This window comes from Roseateles sp. GW823-FHT07B05 (assembly GCF_058794515.1).
In genome coordinates this window covers 232,617-256,033 of sequence record NZ_JBXAGX010000004.1, presented here as the reverse complement: position 1 = coordinate 256,033, position 23,417 = coordinate 232,617, and the positions used below count along the sequence as shown (strand labels likewise).

Genomic DNA, 23,417 nt, shown 5'->3' with positions numbered 1-23,417 from the left:
GCAGTGTCGCCCAGGCCCTAGACTCGCGGCCCATGACTCCAGCGTACACCCTGGCCTTCATCGGCGGCGGCAACATGGCCGGCGCCATCCTCGGCGGCCTGCTGCGCGCGCGCCAGGTCCGGCCGGCCGACGTCATCGTCGTCGAGCCCCACGAGGCCCAGCGCGACAAGCTGCGCGCCGACCTTGGCATCCAAGCGCTGGCCGCCGGCGATGCGTCACTGGCGCGCGCCGGCACGGTCGTCTGGGCCGTCAAGCCGCAGCTGTTCACCGCCGCGGCCGAGCCGCTGCAGGCCTGGCTGGGCGGGGCGCTGCACCTGTCGGTGATGGCGGGCATCCCGTCGGCGTCGCTGGTGAAGCTGACCGGCAGCGAGCGCATCGTGCGCAGCATGCCCAACACGCCGGCGCTGATCGGCCAGGGCATCGCCGGGCTGTACGCGCGGCCGGCGGTGTCGGCGCAGGAGCGTGCGTCGGTGGAGCAGCTGCTCAAGCCCACGGGCCAGACGCTGTGGGTGGACCGCGAGGACGACCTGGACGCCGTGACGGCGCTGTCGGGCTCCGGCCCGGCGTATTTCTTCTTCTTTGTCGAGGCCATGATGGCCGCGGCGCAGGACATGGGCCTGACCGCCGAGCAGGGTCGCCGGCTGGCGCTGGCCACCTGCGCCGGCGCCGCGGCACTGGGCCTGGCGTCCGACGAGTCGCCCACGACGCTGCGCGAGCGCGTCACCAGCAAGGGTGGCACCACGCATGCGGCCATCACGTCGCTGCAGGCCGATGCCGTGGACGCCGCGATCCGCCGCGCGGTCATCGCCGCGCAGCAGCGCGCCGCCGAGCTGGGCCGGGAGTTCGGCTGAAGCGCCCATGGGCATTTCGACGAGAGACAGCCTGCGCGACTGGCTGCGCGCCCCCGGTTCGCTGAGTCGCCGCCTGGCGCGCCTGGGCGAGCGCTTCAGCGTGCAGCTGCTGCGCCAGCGCGTCGCGCCGTTCCGCGCGCTGGAGCGGGCTGCGCTGGGCCTGCCGCCGCGTGGCCTCACGGTGGTGCGCGAGGTCATCCTGCGGGTGGACGGTGAGCCGTTGGTCTGGGCCCGCTCGGCCGTGCACCAGCGCGCCACCACCGGGCCGTGGCGCGCGCTCAAGGGCCTGGGCACCAAGCCGCTGGCCCACCTGCTGTACGACGACTACCGCATCCACCGCAGCGAGCTGCAGCCGCGCCGGCTGTCCCGCCACGGCCACACGCGCCGCCACGCCGCGCGCCAGTGGCAGGCCGCCACCGGCACGGCCATGCCGGCGCAGATGCTGTGGTCGCGCCACTCGGTGTTCAGCCGCGGCGGCGCGCAGCTTCGCGTCATGGAGCTGTTCGCCCCGGGCCTGAGCTGCCACCGTCCGGGCAGACCCTAGGACGGCTGGCCCCCTCAGTTGGGGGTTTAGCTGTCCGGCAGCTGACTTTTCGAGGATGAAAATGTTTCCACGGGCTCATTTATTCGCGGCCCGTGGCGGAGCACCCATAAACTCTGCCGCAGCAGAGGGGCGTTAGACGACCTGCCGCAGCACAGCAAAGGCAGGCATAAAAAGAGTGGGGCAATCATGAAGACCCGTGACGTGGCGATCTTCACCGGCGAGCGCTTTGTCGTGCCGCAGTGCATTCAGCGCATCGATCATCTTTCCACCCATGGCTGGCAGCTGCGCTACGGCGGCACCAAGCTGTTCTCCGACCACAGCCAGGACGGCACCGGTGCCCGCAAGGCGCTGGCCCTGGCCACCAAGGAATTGCTCAAGCGCATCGCGACGTTGCCGGCGCCGTCGCGCCTGCGCCGCACGCCCAGCCGCAAGAAGCAGAGCGACCTGCCGTCGGGCATCTCCGGCCCTATCGTTCGCCAGCGTGCGGGAAGTCGTGTCCGTGATTGCAGCTTCGCGGTAACCCTACCCCGCTTCGGCGACACGCCGCTGGCGCGCAGCGTCTACATCGGCACCGAGAACACCTACACCATCGAGCGCTACCAGGAGGCGCTGGAGCGCGCCATCGCGCTGCGCGAGAAGGCCGAGGCCGCCTACCAGCGCGCCGCGACCAAGGAGCGCCGCGCCCAGGCCCAGTTGCTGAAGGCGGAGATGGCCAGCCTGCTGGGCAAGGGCTGAATGGCCTGAAACCCGGTTGAACCGGCGCAGGCGCCGGTGGCGGACACAATCGTCGGCTTGGCTTTGCGCCCGGTCCGCCCATGTCCCTCGCCGCCTCCCTGCCTGAACGACTTCTCGCCTTGCTGAACGCGCTGCGGCCCGCGCCGCAGGCCGTCAATGCGCGCGAGAGGCTGCGCGTCGTGCTCGGCGCGGGGCTGGGCCTGCTGCTGGCAGGGCTGCTGAGCCGCGCCGAGATGCCGGCGGGCCTGCCCTGGCTGGTGGCGCCCATCGGTGCCAGCGCCGTGCTGGTGTTCGGCGTGCCGGCCAGCCCGCTGGCGCAGCCCTGGGCCGTCGTCGGCGGCAACATGCTGTCGGCGCTGGTGGGCATCGCCTGCATGAACTGGCTGCCGCTGCCGGCGCTGCCCACGGCCGCCGTGGCGGTGGCACTGGCCATCGGCACGATGTTCTTGCTGCGCTGCCTGCACCCGCCCGGCGGCGCCGCGGCGCTGCTGATGGTGCTGACGGCCACGCACGACTGGCGGGTCGCCTTCGAGCCGGTGGCGCTGAACTCGCTGCTGCTGGTGCTGGCCGGCATGGCCTACAACACGCTGACCGGTCGCCGCTACCCGCACGCGCAGAACGTGCAGGCCGCGCCGCCGGCGCCCGCCGGCGCGCAGGTGGCGCCGCCGCGCTTCGGCGATGCCGAGCTCAACGAGGTGCTGGCCCGCTACAACCAGGTGCTGGACGTGCCGCGCGACGACCTCGCCGGCCTGCTGCACGAGGCCGAGCTGCTCAGCTACCGCAACCGGCTGGGCGGGCTGCGCTGCGCGGACATCATGTCCACGCCCGTCATCACCGTCGAGTTCGGCACGCCGCTGGCCGAGGCCTGGGCGCTGCTGCAGCAGCACCGCATCAAGGCGCTGCCGGTGGTGGACCGCGTGCAGCGCATCGTCGGCATCGTCACGCGGGCCGACTTCATGCGCGCCGCCGAGGCGGAGCAGCGCGAAGGCTTCGCGGGCCGGCTGCAGACGCTGCTGAAACCGTCGCCCTCGACGCACTCCACCAAGCCCGAGGTGGTGGGCCAGATCATGACGCGCCAGGTGCGCGTGGCCAGCGCCGAGCGCGCCATCGCCGAACTGGTGCCGCTGTTCTCGGCCACCGGCCACCACCACCTTCCCATCGTCGGCGAGCAGGCCCGGCTCGTCGGCATCCTCACGCAGTCAGACCTCGTAAAGGCACTCAGCCATGGCCCATGAGCACACCTTCAACTGGGGCGTCATCGGCCCCGGTGGCATCGCCAACCGTTTTGCCGGCGCGCTGGCCGCCGTGCCGGGCGCACGCCTGGCGGCCGTGTTCGCGCGCGACGCTGCCAAGGGCCAGGCCTATGCCGACCAGTGGCAGCAGCCCGGTGCGCCGGCGCGCGTGACGACAGCGCTGGCAGACCTGCTGGCCGACCCCGGTGTGGACGCCGTCTACATCGCCACGCCGCACTCCCACCACGGCGAGTACGTCCGCGCCGCGCTGCTGGCCGGCAAACCGGTGCTGTGCGAGAAGCCGCTGGTGACGTCGCTGGAAGAGGGCCAGGCCCTCATCGCCCTGGCCCGCGAAAAGGGCGTGTTCCTGATGGAGGCGGTGTGGACGCGCTTCCTGCCGGCCTACGAGCTGGCCGGCCGGCTGCTGCGCGAGGGCGCCATCGGCGAGCTGCGGGCGATGCAGTCCAGCTTCTGCTTCTCGTCGGCCTTCGACCCGTCGCACCGCAACTGGAACCCGGCGCTGGCCGGTGGTTCGCTGTGGGACATCGGCATCTATAACCTGGTCGTCACGCGCTGGGTGCTGCAGCAGTTCAACGGCGGCGAGTGCCCCGAGCCGGAGCGTATCGACGTGGCCGCCACACTGGCGACCACCGGCGTGGACGCGTCGGTGACGGCCACCTTCCACTTCCCCGGCGGCATCACGTCGCAGTTCCGCTGCGGCTTCGATGCGTCGTCGGTGAACGCGTTCGAGGCGCTGGGCGCCAAGGCCGGGCTGCGCTTCCCGGTGGACTTCTGGGGCTCCGAGGCGGTGGAGCTGGTCACGCGCAAGGCGCCGGCCCAGCGCTTCGACGCGCCGCACGTGCGCAACGGCTTCGAAGGCGAGATCGCCGAGGCGCAGGCCTGCATCCGCGCCGGCCTGCTGGAGAGCCCGCGCATGCCGCACAGCGAGACGCTGGGGTTGCTGCGCTGGAGCGACGCGATCCGGGAGAAGCTCCCGGGTGGCGTGAACAAGAAGGGCTGACGCGGCCGTACGCCCAGCCCTGCGGGATCAGCCTTCGCTGATGGCCTGACCCAGTTCGGCGTTGGAGAGGGCCCGGCCGCCCAGGCTCCAGGTACCGTCGACGGCATGTACGCCGTTCGTCCAGATGTTCGCGACCTGCAGGCGCCCGTTGGACAAGCGCTGCAGGATCTCGATCGCACTCGCGAAGAAGGCCTGCTGCACGCCGCGGTCTGCGAGCGCGAAGGCGGGTGTCTTCGTTTCCAGCCATGCGCCGTCGACCTCCTCGCCGGCCGCGAACGTGCGGCCCCTGGGCAGCACGTGCAGGTGGGCGGTGACGTTGGGTGTCATGACCTTGTTGCCGCTCAGGCCGTGGCTTGCCAGCAGCGCGTGCGTCAGCTCCCCAATGGCCTGCTTTTCGCTGCCAGCGGGAAGAACGCCTTCGGTCAGGGTGAGGGTGATGGGCATGGATGCTCCTGTGAGTTGCGAATCAACGGTCGTTGGAATAACGACCGTTATCCGAGATTAGATAACGATCGTTATCTCGTCAACTAGACTGTGTTCCAAGTCATCAACAGCGGGGACATCGATGTCGAGACAGGAGCAGAAGGCGCAGACACGGGGGCGTATCCTGGAAGCGGCCGGGCGCAGCTTCCGGCGCAGCGGGTATGGCGGCGTCGGGGTCGATGGTTTGGCCAAGGCCGCTGGCGTGACGTCAGGCGCCTTCTATGTGCATTTCGGGTCCAAGCAGGAGGCTTTCCGGGCTGCCGTCGAGGGCGGGCTGGCCGACTTGGACGCGGGCGTGCGCTACTTCCAGCAGTCGTTTGCAGATACGTGGTGGGAGCGCTTCGTCCGCTTCTACCTGACCGACAAGCGCAGCTGTGATCTTGGCGAGAGCTGCAGCCTGCAGAGCCTGGCGCCGGAGGTGGCGCGGGCCGGCGAGGAGGATCGTGCAGTGTTCGAGGCGGGCCTTGGCGCGGTGGCGCGGACGGTGGTGGACGGTCCCGCATCCCCGGACAAGCCGCAGCGCCTTGAGTCCGCGTTGGCGGCGCTTGCCATGCTGGTGGGCGCGGTGTCACTGGGCCGCGCCATGGCAACAGAGCCGGCAGCGGAGCAGGTGGCAGATGCCATCGCTCGCGTACTGCTCAACGGCCGCGGGCTTCGCGGCTGAGGCGCGGTCAGCGCGGTATCCAGATCCGGTTGCTGCGAGCCGGATTGCGCTTGAGCGTCATCGCCAGGCCGCCTTCGCCGTTGCCGGCGCTCTGCGCGCGCACCGTCGCGCCGCTGGCGCCGGGCAGCACCGGGCAGCTGCCGCGGTCGGCATGGCCCAGTGCGGTGGCGAGCATGGCCTCGGTGGTGTCGCCCAATGCGCGGCCGAAGTCGTCGGACACGCTGCAGCCCTTCACGAAGCGCGTGCCGGCGGTGCCGCCGGTGGTGGGCTCGAAGCCGTCCGCGTAGTCGCCAAAGCCCTGCGCGTTGACGCCGGCGAACTCGATCGGGAAGTAGCTGATGCCGCAGTTGTCCTTGGCCGTGAAGCCATAGGGCTTGCCGCAAGTCTTGCCGCCGATGAGCACCACGTCCACGCCCACGCCGCGCAGGCCGTTGATGATGGACTCGCTGGCCGAGCAGGTGCCCGACTGCGCCAGCACGTAGACGCGGTTCAGGTTCAGCGTGGGCAGCGGCTCCTCGCGCGTGCAGCGGCCGCCGATCATGATGCAGGACTGCGTGTAGAACGGCGTGACCTCGTTCTCGGCGGCACGCTTGGCGCTGAAGCGCAGCGTCTCGAAGGCCTGGCCGCTGGTGCGTGCGCTGCCGGCCACCATCTGCGCCAGCCCGGCGGCGATGTAGAGGTAGCCGCCGCCGTTGTAGCGCAGGTCCAGCACCAGCTCCTGCACGCCCTGCGTCTGGAAGCCGCGCATCGCGTCGATGAGCTGGGCCTCGGCCGGCGCGACGTGGTCGTTGAACAGCAGGTAGCCGGCCTTGGTGCCCAGCGGCGTCGTGACGACGCGGGCCAGGGGCACGGGCGTCTTGGTGATGCTGGCGCTGGTCAGGCTGCGCGTGATGGACGTGCCGTTGGCGCGCGTGAAGACGAAGCTGTGCGGCGCGTTGAGCGCGCTCGGGTACATGGCGGCGTTCAGCTTGTCGACGCCGGCCTCGTCGCCGGCGTCGGCGCTGGTGCCGTCCACCGTGGTGAGTTCGTCACCGCGCACCAGGCCCGCCAGGTCGGCCGGGCTGCCGGGTTCCACGAAGGCGACGCGGATGCGCCGCGGCGGCGTCGGGCTCGTCAGTTTCCACTCGATGCCGTAGCCGGCCTCGACGGCGTTGTCGCTGAGCGCCTTCCACTTGTCGGTGGCGTAGGTGAAGCTGAAGCGGTCGCGGCGCTGGCCGGTGTCGGTCAGGTTGGGCGACTTCAGCGCCTCGAAGTAGTTGTCCATCGCGACGGCGACGTCGCTGCCGCTGTAGCCGGCGCCGCTCGGGTCCACGCGCGGCACCTCGTCGCGCCACAGGTAGGCCTCGTCGAAGTAGGCGCGCAGCCATTTCTTCTCGGTGTCCAGCGTGGACGTGCGCAGGTTGGCCGCGGCCAGCGTGTTGTTGGCGGCGCATTGCTGCGCGAAGCTGGCCGACGGGCCCTGCGGGTCGGGCGAGGTGTTGCCGGTGCTGCCCGTGGAGCCGCTGGACCCGGACGAGCCCGACGACCCGGAAGAACCCGACGACCCCGCCGTCGAGCCGCCCAGGATGGGCGTGCCGGCACCCCCGCCGCCACCGCCGCAGCCGGCCAGGGCCAGGCCGACGGCCATGGCCAGTGCCCAGGTCCCGCGGATTGCATTCGTCATCACTTCACTCCCAGCTGACTCGCGGCAATGTAAGCCGATTCACAGGCCCCCTCTCGGCAGGCCCTAGCGTGGCAGGCGCACGCGGTTGTCGCGGCCCGGGTGGCGGCGCGCCAGCAGCGGCGTCGCACCCTCGCCGGTGGGCGAGGACTGCGCCTGCATCGTCGCGCCCGAGGCACCCGGCAGCACCGGGCAGCGGCCCGTGTCCAGGTGGCCCAGCGCGGTGGCGAGCATGGCCTCGGTGGTGTCGCCCAGCGCGTGGGCCGGGTCGTCGGCCACGGTGCAGCCCTTGACGAAGCGGGTGCCGGTGTCGGCGCCGGTGGTCGGCTCGAAGCCGTCCGAGTAGTCGCCGAAGCCCTTGGCGTTGACGCCGACGAACTCGATGGGCAGGTAGGTCACGCCGCAGTTGTCCTTGCCGTTGAAGCCATAGGGCTTGCCGCAAGTCTTGCCGCCGATGAGCACCACGTCCACGCCCACGCCGCGCAGGCCGTTGATGATAGCCTCGCTGGCCGAGCAGGTGCCCGACTGCGCCAGCACGTAGACGCGCGTCAGGCTCAGCTGCGGCAGCGCCTGCTCGCGCGTGCAGCGGCCGTTCACGAGGTAGCAGGACGTCGTGTAGAACGGCGTCGTCTCGTTCTCGCTGCTGCGCCGGCTGTTGTAGGTCAGCCGCTCGAAGGCCTTGCCGCTGGTCGCGGTGCTGCCGGCGATCATCGCGGCCAGCTCGCTGGCGATGTAGAGGTAGCCGCCGCCGTTGTAGCGCAGGTCCAGCACCAGCTCGCGCACACCGGCGGTCTGCAGACCCTGCATGGCGGTGACGAGCTGCGCCTCTGACGGCGCCACGTGGTCGTTGAACAGCAGGTAGCCGGCCTTGGTGCCCAGCGGCGTCGTGACCACCTTGGACAGCGGCACCGGCGTCTTGGTGATGTTGGCGCTGGTCAGGCTGCGCGTGATCGTGGAGCCGTCGGTGCGCGTGAAGACGAAGGTGCGCGTCGTGCCCAGCGTGTCGGGGTACATGGCGGCCGTCAGCCGGTCCACGCCGCTGGCATCGGCCACGTCGGCGCTGGTGCCGTCGGCGGTCAGCAGCTGGTCGCCGCGGCGCAGGCCGGCCACGTCGGCGGGGCTGCCTGGCTCCACCTGGGCGATGTAGATGCGGCGCGGCGGCGTGTCCTGCGTCATCTTCCATTCCAGGCCATAGCCGGCCTCGGTGGCGCTGTCGAACAGCGCGTTCCACTTGGCGGTGGGGTAGGTGAAGCTGAAGCGGTCGCGGTAGGCGCCGGAGTCGGTGCGCTGCGGCGTCAGCAGCGCATCGAAGTACGCATCCATCGCGGCCTGCACGTTGTTGCCGCCGTAGGCCGGCAGCGACGGGTCGACGCGGGGCACCTCGTCGCGCCACAGGTAGACCTCGTCGACATAGGCGCGCAGCCACTTCTTCTCGGTGTCCAGCGTGCCCGTGCGCAGGTTGGCCGCGGCCAGCGTGTTGCCGGCCGCGCACTGCTGCGCGAAGCTGGCCGAGGGGCCGGCGGGGTCGGGCGTGGCGGCGCCACTGCTGCCGGTACTGCCCGTGTTGCCGGTCGAGCCCGTCGACCCGGTGGACCCCGTCGTGCCGCCCCCGCCACCCCCACCGCCGCCGCAGCCGCTCAAGGCGAGGCCCAACACGGTGGCCAGCACGGCGGCCGCTCGAATCGCTGTCGACATCTTTGTCCTAGTCCCTGAAATGAGCGGAGCAATGTACGCGGAATCTGGCGCAGGTTTGCCGCCACGGCGCTCAGCGCAGATAGCGTTTCTCGATGTGGCCGATGCTGCCGTCGCGCAGCATGCCGGTCAGGCCGGCGTTCATCGCCGCCAGCCCGGCGGCCGCGCGCGGGCTGGCGGCCGAGAACGCCATGAAGGTCGGCTCGGGGTTGAAGTGCTCCAGCGGCTGCCGCTCCACGCGCTCGGTCAGGCCCAGCTGGTGGATCTCCCAGGCGCCGGCCAGCGCGGTGGCGATGACGACGTCCGCCCGGCCGCGCTCCACCAGCTGCACGGCGCCGGCCACGTTGCGGCCCAGTTCGGGCTTGCCGGTCGCGGCGTCCAGCACGGCCTGGGGGTAGATGAAGCCGTCGCTCAGCGCCAGCCGCAGGCCGCGCAGGTCGCCGAGCCGGCGCAGCTGCAGCCCCGAGCCCTTGCGCGTGTAGAAGTAGTACTGCTTGCCGGCGCGGTAGGCCTTGCTCCAGCGCAGGAAGCGGTCGCGCTCGGTGCTGAAGTTGATCGTCGTCGTGAAGTCCGCCAGGCCGCGCTCCAGCATGAAGAGGGCGCGCTTCCACGGCACCCACTGCAGCTCGATGCCGCCGGTGTAGCCGCCGCGGCGCAGCGCCTCGCGGGCGATGTCGATGTCCACACCCTCGCCGCCGGCATCGCCCGGCGGGTTCACCAGCGGCGGGTAGATGGCGTTGACCAGCACCAGCGTGGGCGCCGTGTCCGTGGCGCGTGCGTCGGCTGCCGCCAGCAGCGCGCCGCCGCTGGCCAGGAAGTGCCGCCTCGTGTTCGTCATCGCGTCAGCGCAGCGCCAGGTCCAGCGCCGTGCCGGCAAACACGGCCAGCCCCAGCCAGTGGTTGGCGCGGAAGGCCGTGAAGCACTCGGCGCGGCTGCGGCGGCGGATCAAGGTGTAGTGCCACAGCGCCTGCGCCGCCGCCACCGCCATGCCGGCCAGGAACCAGCGGCCCAGCCCCAGCCGCAGGCCCAGGCCCGTCCACATCGCCAGGTACGCGGCGTAGAAGGCCATGATGCCGGCCACGTCCCAGCGGCCCAGCGCGATGGCCGACGAGCGCACGCCGATGCGCAGGTCGTCGTCGCGGTCCACCATCGCGTACTCGGTGTCGTAGGCCAGCACCCAGAACAGGTTGGCCACCAGCAGCCCCCAGGCCGACAGCGGCACCGAGCGCAGGTGCCACTCCGCGCCACCCAGCGCCGCGGCGAACGCCATCGGGATGCCGAACGAGAACGCCACGCCCAGCACCGCCTGCGGCATGGCCAGCACGCGCTTGGCGAACGGGTAGGCGATGGCCACGGCCAGCGCGGCGAAGCTCAGCAGGATGGTCGGCGGGTTGGTCGTCAGCACCAGGCCGAACGACACCAGCGCCAGCGCCGCGCCCAGCACCAGCGCCTCCTTCACCGACACGGCGCCCGTCGTCACCGGCCGGGCGGCGGTGCGCTTCACATGCTTGTCGAAGTCGCGGTCGGCCACGTCGTTGATGCAGCAGCCGGCCGAGCGCATCAGCACCGTGCCCAGCGTGAACACGGCCAGCAGGTGCCAGCCGGGGAAGCCATCCGCGGCGATCCACAGCGCCGCCAGCGTGGGCCACAGCAGCAGCAGCCAGCCGGCGGGGCGGTCCCAGCGGATCAGCTGCAGGTAGAGGGCGAGCCGGCTGGGGGGCGTGGCGGCGGGAGCGGTGGAGGTCATGGGGGGATTTTCTCGCGTGGCGAGGTATGGTTTGCCGTCATGCCCATCACCCCCTTCCACTTCGGTCCCGGGGCAGCACTGCATGCCATCGCGCCGCGCCAGGTCAGCTTTCTGGCGTTTTGTGCGGCCAACGTCGTCATCGACGTGGAGTCGCTCTACAACCTCGTGCAGGGCCGCCAGCCGGTGCATGCGTTCCTGCACACCTACATCGGCGCCTCGCTGGTGGCGCTGGCACTCGTGCTGGCGTTCTCGGGGGCGCGCCGCGCCGGGCTGGCCTGGCTGCCCGGCCTGACGCTGCGCCGCGTGGCCATCGGCGCGCTGCTGGGTGCCTGGACGCATTTGCTGCTGGACAGCGTCATGCATGCCGACATCCGGCCGCTGCTGCCGTGGAGCCCCGGCAACGAGCTGTGGCGTGTGGTGTCGCTGGCCGTGCTGCACGGTGGCTGCGTGGCGGCGGGCCTGCTGGCGCTGGTGGTCCACGGCGCGCGCCGGCTGACGGCTGCCCGAAGCTGAAATCCCCCATCGCCGTTGCGGCCACTCGGCCGGCACCTACATTGCGGCGACTCTCCTTACCCCCCAGCCGCCATGACCACGCTCAACGACTTCCCCATCACCCGCAAATGGCCCGCCACGCGGCCCGATGTGCTGCAGCTGTACTCGCTGCCCACGCCCAACGGCGTCAAGGTGTCCATCGCGCTGGAGGAGCTGGGCCTGGCCTACGAGCCGCACCTGGTGAAGTTCGACACCAACGACCAGCTCACGCCCGAGTTCCTGTCGCTGAACCCGAACAACAAGATCCCCGCCATCATCGACCCGCACGGCCCCGGCGGCGTGCCGCTGCCGTTGTTCGAGAGTGGTGCCATCCTGGTGTACCTGGCCGAGAAGACCGGCCGCCTGCTGCCCGCCGACCCCGCGCGCCGCTACGAGGCGCTGCAGTGGCTGATGTTCCAGATGGGCGGTGTCGGGCCGATGTTTGGCCAGCTGGGTTTCTTCCACAAGTTCGCCGGCAAGGACTTCGAGGACAAGCGCCCGCGCGACCGCTACGTGGCCGAGTCCCGCCGGCTGCTGACCGTGCTGGACAGGCACCTGCAGGGCAAGACCTGGCTGGTGGGTGACGAATACACGGTGGCGGACATCGCCGTCTTCCCGTGGGTCAACAACCTGATCGGCTTCTACGGTGCGGGCGAGCTGGTGGGCTACGCGGACTTCGCCAATGTCGAGCGCGTGCGCGCGGCCTTCATGGCGCGGCCGGCCGTGCAACGCGGCATGAAGATTCCGGCGCGGGACTGAGCACCGAGGCGGCGTTCCCGTGAAATAGGACGGCCCGCGGCCCGTGAGTCGATGGCGGCGGTCTCTACCATCGCGCCTCGTCATCACGCGCCGCCATGACAAAGACCCAGTTCCAGCCGATCACCGCCCGATTGACGCGTGCCATCCTGATGTGGGGCGTGGCGAGCGCCCTGCTGGTGGGGGCTTGTCAGGGAGTCATCACCTGGCGGGAGGCGGACGCCCGGCTGCGCGCCTCGCTTCAAGCTCAGACACAGGCGCTGGCATCGAGCCTCGCGGATGCGCTCTGGGATGTGCAGTACGCCGCGGCGAAGACACAGCTGGACGCGGCGCTGACCATCCCCGGGACAGGCTACCTGGCGGTGCTGGGCGCCCAGGGCACCGTGGAGGTCGAAAGCGGCAAGCTGGCGTTGAGCAGCCGACCGCCGGCGGTGCTTGTTCCGGTCGTGTGGACGTCGAACGACAAGACCCGCGTCTCTTGCCAGCCGCCCAAAGGGTGCCCGCTGGGTCATCTGAAAGTCGTCATCGACCAGGCGTTCATCGAGCGCGAGGTGGCCACCCGGGTGGCCGAAGCCGTCGTGCCCTGCCTGCTCCTCACGGCGGTGGTGCTGACTGCCACGCTGCTCGTCGTGCGCCGCCAGCTCCAGCAGCCGATGCGCGAGATGGCGGACTTCGTGAACCGCCTCGGCGCGGATCGGCTGGACGAGCGGTTGCAGCTGAGCCAGCGTTCGACCAACACACGAGACGAGATGGACTTGATGGCCGCGGGCTTCAGCGCGCTGCAGGACCGCGTGGCCGAGCATGTCCGCGAGCTCGACGCCCGCGTCGCCGAGCGCACCGAGCAACTGCAGATCGCGCTCGACAAGCTCAAGGTGCTCGCCATCACCGACCCGCTGACCGCCTGTCACAACCGCCTGGCGTTCAGCCAGAAGTACCCGGAGGCGCTGGCGCACGCCGAGCGCTATGGCCGGCCGTTGTCGCTGGTGTTCTGCGACGTGGACCGCTTCAAGTCCATCAACGACAACCACGGTCACCCGGTCGGCGATCAGGTGCTGGCCGCCATGGGGCACTGCCTGCGCGACGCGCTGCGCGCCAGCTCCGACTGGGTGGCGCGCTACGGCGGCGAGGAGTTCGTGCTGGTGCTGCCGGAGACGCCGCTGTCCCAGGCCCAGGACGTGGCCGAGCGGCTGCGCCAGCAGATCGAGCAGACGCTCGCGGTGGCGCTGCCCGGCGGCCAGGCGCTGCGCGTGACGGCCAGTCTCGGCGTGGCCGAGTACCGGCCCGGTGAGCGCGGCGAGGACCTGCTGACCCGCGCCGACGAGCAGCTCTACGCCGCCAAGCAGGCCGGCCGCAACCAGGTGCAACCGCCGCTGGCCGTTACGGCCTGACCGCGGCGCGCTAGCCGGCCGTGCCCGTCAGCAGGCGGGCGCGCTGCAGCGCATCGGCCACGATCCGCGCCGCCGTCTCGCCCAGCGCGGGCGTGTGGTCGGCCATCACCTGCATGCGCAGCCGCGCGCTGTTCAGCGACACGGCCGGGTACTCCACCAGATTGGCCAGCAGCCCGGCGCGGCTCATCTCGCGGCAGGCCACGCGGGCCAGCGCGTCGGGCCCCAGCAGCACCGGCACGATGGGCGACGGGTGGCCCAGCACCGTGATGCCCTGCGCCGTCAGCGCGTTGCGCAGGCCCAGGATGGCGTGCATCAGCCGGTCGCGGCGCTGCTGGCCTTCGGCCGAGCGGACGATGCCCACGCAGGCGCGCACGACGGCCACCTGCACCGGCGACAGTGCGTTGGAGAACGTGTTGGGCGCCGCGTAGAAGCGTAGGTACTCCTTGATCGCACGGTCGTGGCAGGCGACGAAGCCGCCGTTGGACGCGAAGGTCTTGGAGAACGAGCCCATCACCAGGTCCACCTGGCCCAGCAGCCCCTGCAGCGCCAGCTGGCCGCCGCCGCCCGGGCCCAGGCAGCCCAGGTCGTGCGCCACGTCCACCATCAGCAGCGCGCCGTGCTCGCGCGCCAGCACCTGCAGGCGCTTCAGGTCGGGCGAGTCGGCGTCCATCGAGAAGCAGCCCTCGGTGACGACGAGGATGCCGTTGTGCGGGTCGCGCCGGCGCACGCGCCTGAGCAGGCGCTCCACGTGGCCCATGTCCAGGTGGCGGTGCAGGTGGATGTTGGGCGTGGCCGCGCGGGCGCCTTCGTGCAGGCAGTTGTGCGCCAGCTGGTCCATGACGACGTGGTCGGTCTCGCGCACCAGGCCCTTGATGGCGCCGAAGCCCGCGGCCCAGCCGGTCGGGAACAGCAGCACCTCGGGCATGCGCAGCAGCTCGCCTAGCTCGGCCTCCAGGGCGGCGGCCTCCTCCACGTTGCCGGCCAGCGCCGTGGAGCCGGCGCTGTGCACGCCGTAGCGGTCCATCGCGCCCTGCGCCGCGGCGCAGACCTTGGGGTGGCGGGCCAGCGACAGGTACTCCTGCGACGAGAAGTTCAGCCCTGCGTGGCGCTGGCCGTCCAGCAGCGTCAGCTCGGCTGTGGCGCCGGGCCGCCCGCCCAGCCGCTTGGCGTACGGAAACACGCCGTGGTGCACGCGCTTCTGCGCCCAGGCGTGGAAGGCCTGCGCCTTTGCCGCCAGGTCGGCGCCCGGCCGCGCCAGGTAATCGAAGGACGAGCCCTGCAGCGCAGCGCCGTCCACGAACTCCTCCTCCTGCGCCGCCTCGACGGCGCGCTCCAGCAATTCGTCCATGAAGCCCCCGGAACCTCGTTGATGTTTGTGGGAGTGGACTGTGCGCGGCAAGACCTGGCATGCCATCCGCAGTTCTGTTGAGCCGTGCGCGTTGGCCGCGCGTGCGCTGTCGGGATGGCGCGCGCCGCCACGTTCCCGGTCGGCTTTGGCATAGTGCGCAGCTCTTCCGAGCTACCGCGTCGTCCTCATGCGCTTTGCAATGCTCCTGGCCGGCCTGGCCCTCACGGCCGGCGTTGCCCGGGCCACCGAGATCCGCCTCGGTTCGCTGTCGCTGGACTGGCCGGCCGGCTACACGCTGAAGTCCGCGCAGGCGCCCTTCGAGCTGAGCGGCCCGCAGGGCCTGAAGGTGCTGGTGACGGTGCTGCGCCCCGGGCCATCGGCCAACGCCAGCGCCGAGGGCCGCGCCAGGATGCAGGCCACCGTGGACCGCATGTTGACCGAGCAGGCCGCCAAGGCCGGCAAGGTGGTCCTGCCGCTGGCCCACGAGACACTGCCCGACGGCACGGCGTTGCACTTTGTCGGCAGCGAGGCATCGGGGCTGTTCAAGAGCGGCTACCTGCTGCAGTACGCGCTGCTGTCGCCCGGTGGGCCGCTGGCGCTGCTGACCTTCGAAGGCAAGGGCGACGCGGCGGCCGTGCATGCCGATGTGAAGGGATTCTTCAACAGCGTGCAGTGGGAGGCCGGCGAGGGCAGCCTGGCCGAGCGCACTGCGTTCACCGAACGGGCGGCGGCGCTGCTGCGCGCGCAGCTGGGGGCGGATGCCGTGGCCATCGCCGAGCCGCTGACGCTGAAGGTCGGCGACCTGCAGGCCAACCTGGACCGCGTCTGGGGTTATTGCCGCGCGAACGCCGCCGGTTGCGACGGCGAGTTGCAGCGTTATGTGCAGGGCGTCGTGGACGTCCGCAAGAACGCCATCGCCCCGGTCACCCGCGACGCGGTGCGCGTGGCCATCCGCCCCGCCGACTACATCGACAACCTGCTGCGTGCCGACCCCGACAAGAAGCGGCCGCCGCCGCTGCACTGGCCCGTTGCCGACGGGCTGGTGGCCGTGCCCTTCGTCGACTCGCCGCGCAGCGCCCGCCTGCTCAGCGACGGCGACGTCAAGGCGCTGGGGCTGACGCCCGACCAGATCTTCGACCTCGCGCTGGCCAACCTGCGCCAGTCGCTCAAGCCCACGGCCGACGCCGCCAGGCCCGTCAAGCCCGGCGCGCTGGGCACGCTGCAGGGCGACTACTACGAGACCAGCCGCGTGCTGTTGCGCGACGACTGGGCGGCACTGGCGCGCGCGCAGCAAGGCGTGCTGGTGGTGGCCCTGCCGGCCAAGGACGTGCTGCTGTACGGCGCCGACGCATCACCCGCGGGGCTGGAGGCGCTGCGCACGCTGGCGCGCGAGGTGTCGCGGCGCTCACCGGGGCAGCTGAGCGACGTGCTGCTGCGCTGGACCGACGGCGGCTGGCAGGCGGTGCGCTGACGCTCAGTCCAGCGCGACGACCCGGTCCCCCGGCTGCGGCCGGCAGCCATCAGCCAGCGGTGCGCCGCCGTCGCGCTGCACGACGCCGGCCGGCCCGTGGCAGAACTCCAGCCGCCGCGCCGCGGGCCAGCGCCGCTGAGCGAACGCCTCCAGGCTGGTGGGCAGGCTGGTCTGCACGGCGCCGGTGTTCAGTTGGTCAACCGGGTGGTCATGGAAGTGCAGCCAGGGCACGAAGCGGCCCGCCAGCAGCAGCCACGGCGACGCGCGCACCGGCTCGGGTGCGTAGCCCTCACGCCGCAGCCAGGCCTGCGCGGCCTCGCGCGTGCGGCTGCCACCCGCGGCGGCGGCCAGCAGCTCGGCCACCCACTGGTTGCAGTTCTGGTACGCCGTGCTGAACGGGTAGGCGTTGGCGCTGTAGCGCGCGTCCAGCAGGCCCAGCGCGACGTCCTTGTCCAGCGCTGCGGCGGCCAGCGGCGCGGCGGCCTCGGGCGGCAGCAGCAGCACGCTGATGTAGCCCACGTCGGCGTCATCGCTGCCCGAGATGAAGCCGGCCAGCCCCTGGTCGAACAGCCGCGACCGGCCTTCGGCGCAGGCGTAGTAGAGCTGGCGCACGGCCCAGGGCGTGTCCAGCCCGTCGGGCAGCGCAATGGCGGCGTGCGAGTAACGCAGGCCCACGCGCGACAGATCGGTGCCCGAGCGGGCGATCAGCGCGGCCTGCGCGCCCGACGCGGCCAGCGCCTCGCGGATGACGGCGGCAAAGCGCAGCAGGCGGTCCTGCTGCGGGGCGGTGATGGCCGTGGCGCGGTCGCAGCCGCGCGGTGGCAGCCCGGCCTGGGCCGCGCTGGCGGCGGCCAGCAGCGCCGCGGCCAGCGCGGCGCGAGGGGTCAAGACTTGACGACGCGCGCGGCCAGCTCGCGGTGCCACGCGTCTTCCAGCACCAGGAAGAAGGCCTTGCCCGTGTCGGCATGCGCGAACGCGACGCCGTAAGGCTGCGGCGTGGCCTGCACTTCGTCGCCCACGGTCACGGCGCGCGCGGCCAGTGCCTGCTGCGGCAGCGTCAGCTCCACCGTCTGGGCGCCGTCGCGTGCCAGCGTCAGGCGCAGCTTGCCGGCGTCGGCCTGGGCGACTTCGGTGACGCGGTAGCGGCCCTCGGCGCGCTTTTCGCCGCCGCTGCTGCTGCCGGAGGAGGCCTTGAACGAGTCCGACACGCTGCCGGACGATGCCGAGCCGGCGCCAGCGGCGGAGGAGGCGAAGGATTCGGCCTGGGCGGCGGTGGCGGCCAGGGCGAGGAGGGTGACGAGGGCGAGGCGCATGGCGGTCAGGGGTGAGCCGAGGATGGGCAACGATAACGCGTCGGCATGTCCCGCCGTTGTCACGCCGTGCCGGCTTCCAGCGTGCTGAGGATGGGGCAGTCCGGCCGGTCGTCGCCGTGGCAGCTCGTCACCAGCGCCTGCAGCGTCGCCTTCATCGCGTTCAGCTCGGCAAGCTTGGCTTCCAGCTCGGCCAGGTGGGCCTGCGCCAGCGCGCGCACCTCGCGGCTGGGGCGGTCGCGGTCCTGCCACAGGCTCAGCAGCGTGCGGATCTGTTCCAGCGAGAAGCCCAGGTCGCGCGAATGGCGGATGAAGCGCAGCAGGTGCACCTCGCGTGGCCCGTAGACGCGGTAGCCGGCGTCGGTGCGCGGTGGCGCGGCGAACAGGCCCAGGCTTTCGTAGTGCCGCACCATCTTGGCCGACATGCCGGCCGCGCGGGCGGCGTCGCCGATGTTCATGCCGCGTCTCCCCGCGCCGTGCCGCGCCAGCGCCGCAGCGTCAGCGCATTGGCCACGACGCTGACGCTGCTGAAGGCCATGGCCGCACCGGCGATCACCGGGTTCAGCAGCCCGAACGCCGCCAGCGGAATGCCCACCACGTTGTACGCGAACGCCCAGAACAGGCCCTGCCGGATCTTGGCGTAGGTGCGGCGCGAGATGTCCAGCGCGTCGGCCACCAGGCGCGGGTCGCCGCGCATCAGCGTGACGCCGGCGGCCTCGGTCGCCACGTCGGCGCCGCCGGCCATCGCGAAGCCCACCGACGCGGCTGCCAGCGCCGGGCCGTCGTTGAGGCCGTCGCCGACGAAGGCGACCACGGCACCGGCCTCGTCGCGCAGCTGCTGCACGGCGGCGGCCTTGTCGGCGGGCAGCACCTCAGCACGCACGTCAGCGATGCCCAGCTGCCGCGCCACCCCCAGCGCCGCGCCGCGGCTGTCGCCGGTCAGCATGACCGTGCGGATGCCGCGCGCCTGCAGCTCCGCGATGGCCGTGGCTGCCGTGTCCTTCACGCGGTCGCCGAAGGCCAGCAGGCCCAGCGGCTCGGCGCCGTCCATCAGCCAGGACACGGTGTGGCCGTCGGCCTCCAGCTGCTGCGCCCGCGCCGCCAGTTCAGGGGACTGGACTCCCAGCTCCTGCGCCAGCCGCGCGCTGCCCAGCGACAGCGTGCGGCCCTGCACCACGGCCTGCACGCCGCGGCCCGGCAGCGCGCCGGCCTGCTCGGCCGGCAGCGCGGGCAGGTCTTTCGCCGCGTTCAGCACCGCCACGGCCAGCGGGTGGCTGCTGCTGCGCTGCAGCGCGGCGGCCAGCTGCAGCAGCCCGTCGCGCGTGCCGCCCTTCACCGGCACGGCCGCCACCAGCGCGGGCTGGCCCACGGTCAGCGTGCCGGTCTTGTCGAACGCGACGACGCTGACGGCGTGCGCCAGCTCCAGCGCCTCGGCGTCCTTGATGAGGATGCCCTGGCGCGCCGCCACGCCGGTGCCCGCCATCAGCGTGGTGGGCGTGGCCAGGCCCAGCGCGCAGGGGCAGGCGATGACGAGCACCGCCACCGCGTTGACCAGCGCCTGCTCCACGTCGCCCGCGTGCAGCCACCAGCCGGCAAACGTCAGCGCCGCCAGCGCCAGCACCACCGGCACGAACACGGCGCTGACGCGGTCCACGATGCGCTGGATGGGCGCCTTGGCGGCCTGGGCCGATTCGACGAGCCGGATGATGCGGGCCAGCGACGTCTCGGCCCCCACGGCCGTCGTGCGCACCGTCAGCGCACCCTCGGCGTTGATGGCGCCGCCCGTCACGCGCTCGCCCGGCGCCTTGGCCACGGGCAGGCTCTCGCCGGTCAGCAGCGACTCGTCCACATGGCTGCGGCCCGACACGATCTCGCCGTCCACCGGGATGCGGTCACCCGGGCGCACGGCCACCAGGTCGCCCACGCGCACGTCGGCCACGGGCAGCGCCACCTCGGCGCCGTCGCGCAGCACGCGGGCGGTCGTGGGCCGCAGCGCGTTCAGCGCGCGGATGGCATCGGTCGTCTGGCGCTTGGCGCGCTGCTCCAGCCACTTGCCCAGCAGCACCAGCGTGATGACGGCGGCCGAGGCCTCGAAGTACAGGTGGGCGTGGCCCGGATGCGCCAGCAGCAGCCAGACCGACAGCCCGTAGGCCGCCGACGTGCCCAGCGCCACCAGCAGGTCCATGTTGCCGCTGCCCGCGCGCACCGCCTGCCAGCCGGCGCGGTAGAAGCGCGCGCCGAGGCCGAACTGGACCGGCGTGGCCAGCAGCAATTGCCAGACGCCTGGCAGCATCCAGGTGATCCCCACCAGGCCCAGCAGCATGGGCAGCACCAGTGGCAGCGTCAGCAATGCCCCGACGGCGGCGGGCCACCAGCCGGGCAGGCCGGGGGGCGTGGCCGGTGGTGGCGGCGCATTGCTTTCGAGCACGGTGGCGGGGTAGCCCGCCTTGGCCAGTGCCGCCGCCAGCGCCGCCGTGGGCACGTTGGGCAGCGCCTTCACCGACGCTTTCTCGGTGGCCAGGTTCACGCTGGCGGCCTGCACGCCGGGCACGGCCTGCAAGGCCTTCTCGACGCGGCGCACGCAGGACGCGCAGCTCATGCCGCTGACCTGCAGCGTGACGTCGGCGAGCGCGGTGGAAGAAGGGGCGGTGGTGGTGTTCATGACGGCATGCTCAACCTTGCCATCATGGCAAGGTCAAGCGGCTTTCGCGTTGAGGCCGGTCAATCCAGCGTCAGCGTGCGGGCCAGGTGGTCGTACACCGTGTGCACGCGAGGCAGGTGGCGGGTCTCGGGATGGGTCAGCAGCCACAGGTCGGTTTGGGCGTCGTCCAGCGGCTCGGTCAGCCGACGCAGCTCGCGCCGCGGCTCGGCCAGGAACAGCGGCAGCACGCCCACGCCCAGGCCCTGGCTCACCAGCTCGGCCACGCTCTGCACGCTGCCCGTGCGCCAGGCCGGTTGCAGCGTCGGGAAGTGCTGCTGACGCCAGCGCACCGACGGGTGCTCGGGCAGGCCGTCGTCGGGCGCGACCCAGGCCGCCTCGCCCGCCTCCACCTGATCCCAGTGCCGGATCGAACTGCTGCGGGCCGCGTACAGCGCCACGCGGATGGGCCCCACGCGGCGGCCGACGAGGTGGGCGGGCGGCCGGGTGGTGGCGCGCAGCGCGATGTCGGCGTCGCGCCGCGTCAGGCTGGCCAGTTCGTTGCCGGTGTGCAGCTCGAACTGCAGCCGCGGCTGCTGGCGGTGCAGCGCGGCCAGCGCGGGCGCCAGCAGGCCGTGCAGCAGCGTGTCGGTCGTTGTCAGGCGCACGGTGCCGGCGGCCTCGCCGGGCTGGGCCTGCGCGGCGGCGCGGGCCGTCTCCAGCGCCGCCTCCACCTGTTCGGCCTGCGCGGCCAGCGTGCGCGCCAGCGCCATCGCCTGGTAGCCGCGCCGGCCGCGTTCGAACAGCGCCTGGCCCAGGCCACGCTCCAGCCGCTGCAGCATGCGGAAGACGGTGGACGCATTCACGCCCAGCCGTTCGCCGGCGGCGGCCAGCGTGCCGGCGCGGTGCAGCGCCAGCACCAGGGCGAGGTCGGCGGGGGCGAGTTCGTATTGCATGCCTGCAATCTGGGTTGATCGGTTTGCGTATTTTCGTGCGTCGGTTGCCTACCTAGAGTGAGCCCATCCTCAACTCCCCGGAGAGTCGCCATGACGGCTTCCACGCTTCACACCGCCCCGCTTCCCCGCGCCGTCCACACCGACGGGCCGGCGGCCGGCCCCGCGCTGGGCCTGCTGCTGCTGCGCTCGGCGTTGGGCTTCATGTACCTCGCGCATGCGGGGCTCAAGCTGTTTGTCTTCACGCTGCCCGGCACGGCGCAGTTCTTTGCCGGCGTGGGCCTGCCCGGTGCGCTGGCCTATGCCGTCTTCGCCGCCGAGGCGCTGGGCGGCGTCTTGCTGCTGGCGGGTGTGTACCCGCGTCAGGTCGCGCTCGCGCTGCTGCCGGTGTTGCTGGGGGCGGCCTGGGTGCATGGGCCCCATGGCTGGGTGTTCACCGCGCCCGGCGGCGGTTGGGAGTACCCGGTCTTCCTGGCCGTGGCCTCGCTGGTGCAGTGGCTCTCCGGCGACGGCGCCCTCGCGTTGCGCCGCAGCGCGCGGCTCACGTGGAGCCCGCGATGAGCCTGACCCTCGTCAGCCATGCGCTGTGCCCGTACGTGCAGCGCGCGATCATCGTGCTGCTGGAGAAGGGCGTGCCCTTCGAGCGCGTGGACGTCGACCTCGCGGACAAGCCCGACTGGTTCCTGCGCCTGTCGCCGCTGGGCAAGACCCCGGTGCTGCAGGTGGGCGGCGAGGCGTTGTTCGAGTCCGCCGTCATCTGCGAGTACCTGGACGAGACCCACGTCCCGCGGCTGCACGACGCCGACGCGCTGACCCGGGCCCGCGAGCGGGCCTGGATGGAGGTCGGCTCGGCGGTGCTGGGCGGCATCGCCGCGCTGTACGGCGCGGCGGACGAGCCCGCCTTCACCCGGGCGCAGGCCACGCTGCGCCAGCGCATGGCGCAGCTGGAGGCGGTGCTGGGCGACGGGCCCTGGTTCGCCGGCGCGCGCTTCGGCCTGGTGGATGCCGTCTTCGGCCCGGTGTTCCGCTATTTCGAGGTCATCCCGCCCGCCGGCCTGTTCGACGGGCTGCCCCGCGTGCAGTCCTGGCAGCGGGCGCTGGCGGCGCGGCCGTCCGTGCGGGCCGCGGTGGCGGGCGACTACGCCCAGCGCCTGCGGGCCTTCCTGCGGGCGCGCGGCACGGTGCTGTCGCAGCGTCTCGCCACAATGGCCGGATGAGCCCGACCCGCCGCCTTCTTCTCGCCGTCACGCTGGCGGCCCTTGCCGCGCCGGCCGCCGCCGAGCCCGCCTACTTCCCGCCCCGTGGCGACTGGCAGCGCGCCGTGCCGGCTGCCGTGGGCCTGGATGCCGCGAAGCTGGCCGACGCCGTCGCCTACGCGCAGGCGCACGACAACCCGGCGCCACGCGACCAGGCGCTCGCGCTGGCGCAGAGCTTCGGCAAGGCCGAGCCGTATTTCGGCGGGCAGCTCGGCCCGACGCGCGAGCGGGCGGCCATCAACGGCCTCGTCATCCGCCGCGGCCAGGTGGTGGCGGAGTGGGGTGACACGCGGCGCGTGGACATGAGCCACAGCATCACCAAGACCTTCCTGTCCACGGTGGTGGGGCTGGCCTGGCAGCAGGGTCTGATCAGGAGCACCGATGACCGCGCGGCGGACACCATGCCGCCGGGCGTGGACCTGTTCACGGCACCGCACAACGCGCCCATCACCTGGGAACACCTGCTGCGCCAGACCAGCGACTGGCAGGGCACGCTGTGGGGCAAGCCCGACTGGGCCGACCGCCCCGTCGGCAAGACGCCCGAGGACTGGCCCAATCGGCCGCTGCATGCGCCCGGCACGCACTACAAGTACAACGACGTGCGCGTGAACGTGCTGGCGCTGGCCGCGCTGCAGGTCTGGCGCCGCCCGCTGCCCGAGGTGCTGCGTGAGCAGGTCATGGACCCCATCGGCGCGTCCACCCGCTGGCGCTGGCATGGCTACGACAACTCGTGGGTGGAGCTGGACGGCCAGCGCCTCCAGTCGGTCTCCGGCGGCGGGCACTGGGGCGGCGGCATGTTCATCGACGCGTGGGACCTGGCGCGCTTCGGCTACCTGCACCTGCGCGACGGCCGGTGGGGCGACCGCCAGATCGTGTCGCGCGCGTGGATCGCCAAGGCCCGCACGCCCGGGCCGGCGAACGCGGAATACGGCTACTGCAACTGGTTCCTCAACACCGGCCGCCAGGCGCTGCCGTCGGCGCCCGAGAGCAGCGTCACGTTCCGCGGCAACGGGCAGAACATCGTCTACGTCGACTGGGACAACGACCTCGTCGTCGTCGTGCGCTGGATCGACAACGGGCCGGCGTTGAACGAGTTCATCGGCAAGGTGCTGGCGGCGGTGAAGTCTTAGGGCCTG

Annotated in this window: 24 protein-coding genes; 13 read left to right on the top strand and 11 right to left on the bottom strand. The window is 72.2% G+C overall.

Annotated elements, in window-relative coordinates:
• Window positions 1–32 precede the first annotated feature (32 nt).
• From proC to AC1Q7O_RS11385, 5 genes are all read left to right on the top strand, one after another.
• The gene (proC, locus tag AC1Q7O_RS11405) at window positions 33–851 is read left to right on the top strand and encodes a pyrroline-5-carboxylate reductase (RefSeq protein ID WP_492659530.1); all 819 of its coding nucleotides are present in this window, start codon (window positions 33–35) and stop codon (window positions 849–851) included.
• A 7-nt stretch (window positions 852–858) separates the two neighbouring features.
• On the top strand, window positions 859–1,395 hold the full coding sequence (locus AC1Q7O_RS11400) for a chorismate--pyruvate lyase family protein (RefSeq protein ID WP_492659529.1): 537 nt from the start codon (window positions 859–861) through the stop codon (window positions 1,393–1,395).
• A gap of 186 nt (window positions 1,396–1,581) precedes the next feature.
• Window positions 1,582–2,130: a hypothetical protein gene (locus AC1Q7O_RS11395; RefSeq protein ID WP_492659528.1), complete on the top strand. Its 549-nt coding sequence runs from the start codon at window positions 1,582–1,584 to the stop codon at window positions 2,128–2,130.
• A gap of 80 nt (window positions 2,131–2,210) precedes the next feature.
• Entirely contained in the window at window positions 2,211–3,365 is a 1,155-nt protein-coding gene (locus tag AC1Q7O_RS11390; protein ID WP_492659527.1) for an HPP family protein, read from the top strand.
• Entirely contained in the window at window positions 3,355–4,383 is a 1,029-nt protein-coding gene (locus AC1Q7O_RS11385; RefSeq protein WP_492659526.1) for a Gfo/Idh/MocA family protein, read from the top strand. Before AC1Q7O_RS11390 ends, AC1Q7O_RS11385 begins: the two co-directional genes overlap by 11 nt.
• A gap of 27 nt (window positions 4,384–4,410) precedes the next feature.
• On the opposite strand, the gene AC1Q7O_RS11380 is transcribed toward AC1Q7O_RS11385, so the two are convergent.
• Window positions 4,411–4,827: a 4-oxalocrotonate tautomerase gene (locus AC1Q7O_RS11380; protein ID WP_492659525.1), complete on the bottom strand. Its 417-nt coding sequence runs from the start codon at window positions 4,825–4,827 to the stop codon at window positions 4,411–4,413.
• Window positions 4,828–4,948: 121 nt separating this feature from the next.
• Here AC1Q7O_RS11380 and AC1Q7O_RS11375 point away from each other — a divergent pair, with 121 nt between their 5' ends.
• Entirely contained in the window at window positions 4,949–5,530 is a 582-nt protein-coding gene (locus tag AC1Q7O_RS11375; RefSeq protein WP_492659524.1) for a TetR/AcrR family transcriptional regulator, read from the top strand.
• Window positions 5,531–5,537: 7 nt separating this feature from the next.
• Here the strand turns inward: AC1Q7O_RS11375 and AC1Q7O_RS11370 are convergent, their stop codons facing one another.
• From AC1Q7O_RS11370 to ubiA, 4 genes are all read right to left on the bottom strand, one after another.
• On the bottom strand, window positions 5,538–7,193 hold the full coding sequence (locus AC1Q7O_RS11370; protein WP_492659523.1) for a S41 family peptidase: 1,656 nt from the start codon (window positions 7,191–7,193) through the stop codon (window positions 5,538–5,540).
• 63 nt (window positions 7,194–7,256) lie between these two features.
• A complete protein-coding gene (locus tag AC1Q7O_RS11365) occupies window positions 7,257–8,885 on the bottom strand; it encodes a S41 family peptidase (RefSeq protein ID WP_492659522.1) in 1,629 nt (542 codons plus the stop codon).
• Window positions 8,886–8,955: 70 nt separating this feature from the next.
• Window positions 8,956–9,720: a substrate-binding periplasmic protein gene (locus AC1Q7O_RS11360; RefSeq protein WP_492659521.1), complete on the bottom strand. Its 765-nt coding sequence runs from the start codon at window positions 9,718–9,720 to the stop codon at window positions 8,956–8,958.
• A gap of 4 nt (window positions 9,721–9,724) precedes the next feature.
• Window positions 9,725–10,630 (bottom strand): 4-hydroxybenzoate octaprenyltransferase, encoded by a 906-nt coding sequence (ubiA, locus tag AC1Q7O_RS11355; RefSeq protein WP_492659520.1) that lies wholly within the window; start codon window positions 10,628–10,630, stop codon window positions 9,725–9,727.
• A 39-nt stretch (window positions 10,631–10,669) separates the two neighbouring features.
• On the opposite strand from ubiA, the gene AC1Q7O_RS11350 reads away from it, so the two are divergent.
• From AC1Q7O_RS11350 to AC1Q7O_RS11340, 3 genes are all read left to right on the top strand, one after another.
• A complete protein-coding gene (locus tag AC1Q7O_RS11350; RefSeq protein ID WP_492659519.1) occupies window positions 10,670–11,143 on the top strand; it encodes a hypothetical protein in 474 nt (157 codons plus the stop codon).
• Window positions 11,144–11,215: 72 nt separating this feature from the next.
• Window positions 11,216–11,920 carry a glutathione binding-like protein gene (locus AC1Q7O_RS11345; RefSeq protein ID WP_492659518.1) on the top strand — a complete coding sequence of 235 codons (705 nt, stop codon included), beginning with the start codon at window positions 11,216–11,218 and terminating at the stop codon, window positions 11,918–11,920.
• Window positions 11,921–12,015: 95 nt separating this feature from the next.
• Window positions 12,016–13,305 carry a GGDEF domain-containing protein gene (locus AC1Q7O_RS11340; RefSeq protein ID WP_492659517.1) on the top strand — a complete coding sequence of 430 codons (1,290 nt, stop codon included), beginning with the start codon at window positions 12,016–12,018 and terminating at the stop codon, window positions 13,303–13,305.
• 10 nt (window positions 13,306–13,315) lie between these two features.
• Here the strand turns inward: AC1Q7O_RS11340 and AC1Q7O_RS11335 are convergent, their stop codons facing one another.
• Window positions 13,316–14,653, bottom strand: a complete 1,338-nt coding sequence (locus tag AC1Q7O_RS11335) for an aminotransferase class I/II-fold pyridoxal phosphate-dependent enzyme (protein WP_492659516.1) — start codon at window positions 14,651–14,653, stop codon at window positions 13,316–13,318.
• 199 nt (window positions 14,654–14,852) lie between these two features.
• Between AC1Q7O_RS11335 and AC1Q7O_RS11330 the strand changes: the two genes are divergently transcribed.
• Window positions 14,853–16,124, top strand: a complete 1,272-nt coding sequence (locus AC1Q7O_RS11330) for a DUF1444 domain-containing protein (RefSeq protein ID WP_492659515.1) — start codon at window positions 14,853–14,855, stop codon at window positions 16,122–16,124.
• Window positions 16,125–16,127: 3 nt separating this feature from the next.
• Here the strand turns inward: AC1Q7O_RS11330 and AC1Q7O_RS11325 are convergent, their stop codons facing one another.
• Genes AC1Q7O_RS11325 through AC1Q7O_RS11305 form a run of 5 tightly spaced genes read right to left on the bottom strand, consistent with a single transcriptional unit; the run spans window position 16,128 to window position 21,028 of the window.
• Window positions 16,128–17,012, bottom strand: coding sequence for a DUF2145 domain-containing protein (locus AC1Q7O_RS11325; RefSeq protein WP_492659514.1), 885 nt, complete (start codon window positions 17,010–17,012; stop codon window positions 16,128–16,130).
• The gene (locus tag AC1Q7O_RS11320) at window positions 17,009–17,437 is read right to left on the bottom strand and encodes a hypothetical protein (RefSeq protein ID WP_492659513.1); all 429 of its coding nucleotides are present in this window, start codon (window positions 17,435–17,437) and stop codon (window positions 17,009–17,011) included. The genes AC1Q7O_RS11325 and AC1Q7O_RS11320 overlap by 4 nt, the downstream gene beginning before the upstream one ends.
• 59 nt (window positions 17,438–17,496) lie before the next feature.
• A complete protein-coding gene (cueR, locus tag AC1Q7O_RS11315) occupies window positions 17,497–17,892 on the bottom strand; it encodes a Cu(I)-responsive transcriptional regulator (RefSeq protein ID WP_394512468.1) in 396 nt (131 codons plus the stop codon).
• Complete coding sequence (locus AC1Q7O_RS11310; protein ID WP_492659512.1) at window positions 17,889–20,096, bottom strand: heavy metal translocating P-type ATPase; 2,208 nt, start codon at window positions 20,094–20,096, stop codon at window positions 17,889–17,891. Before AC1Q7O_RS11310 ends, cueR begins: the two co-directional genes overlap by 4 nt.
• Window positions 20,097–20,155: 59 nt before the next feature.
• Window positions 20,156–21,028, bottom strand: a complete 873-nt coding sequence (locus AC1Q7O_RS11305; RefSeq protein ID WP_492659511.1) for a LysR family transcriptional regulator — start codon at window positions 21,026–21,028, stop codon at window positions 20,156–20,158.
• A 90-nt stretch (window positions 21,029–21,118) separates the two neighbouring features.
• Here AC1Q7O_RS11305 and AC1Q7O_RS11300 point away from each other — a divergent pair, with 90 nt between their 5' ends.
• Genes AC1Q7O_RS11300 through AC1Q7O_RS11290 form a run of 3 tightly spaced genes read left to right on the top strand, consistent with a single transcriptional unit; the run spans window position 21,119 to window position 23,411 of the window.
• The gene (locus AC1Q7O_RS11300; RefSeq protein ID WP_492659510.1) at window positions 21,119–21,586 is read left to right on the top strand and encodes a DoxX family protein; all 468 of its coding nucleotides are present in this window, start codon (window positions 21,119–21,121) and stop codon (window positions 21,584–21,586) included.
• Window positions 21,583–22,242, top strand: a complete 660-nt coding sequence (locus AC1Q7O_RS11295) for a glutathione S-transferase family protein (protein WP_492659509.1) — start codon at window positions 21,583–21,585, stop codon at window positions 22,240–22,242. Before AC1Q7O_RS11300 ends, AC1Q7O_RS11295 begins: the two co-directional genes overlap by 4 nt.
• Window positions 22,239–23,411 carry a serine hydrolase domain-containing protein gene (locus tag AC1Q7O_RS11290; protein ID WP_492659508.1) on the top strand — a complete coding sequence of 391 codons (1,173 nt, stop codon included), beginning with the start codon at window positions 22,239–22,241 and terminating at the stop codon, window positions 23,409–23,411. Before AC1Q7O_RS11295 ends, AC1Q7O_RS11290 begins: the two co-directional genes overlap by 4 nt.
• The last annotated feature ends 6 nt before the right edge of the window (window positions 23,412–23,417 follow it).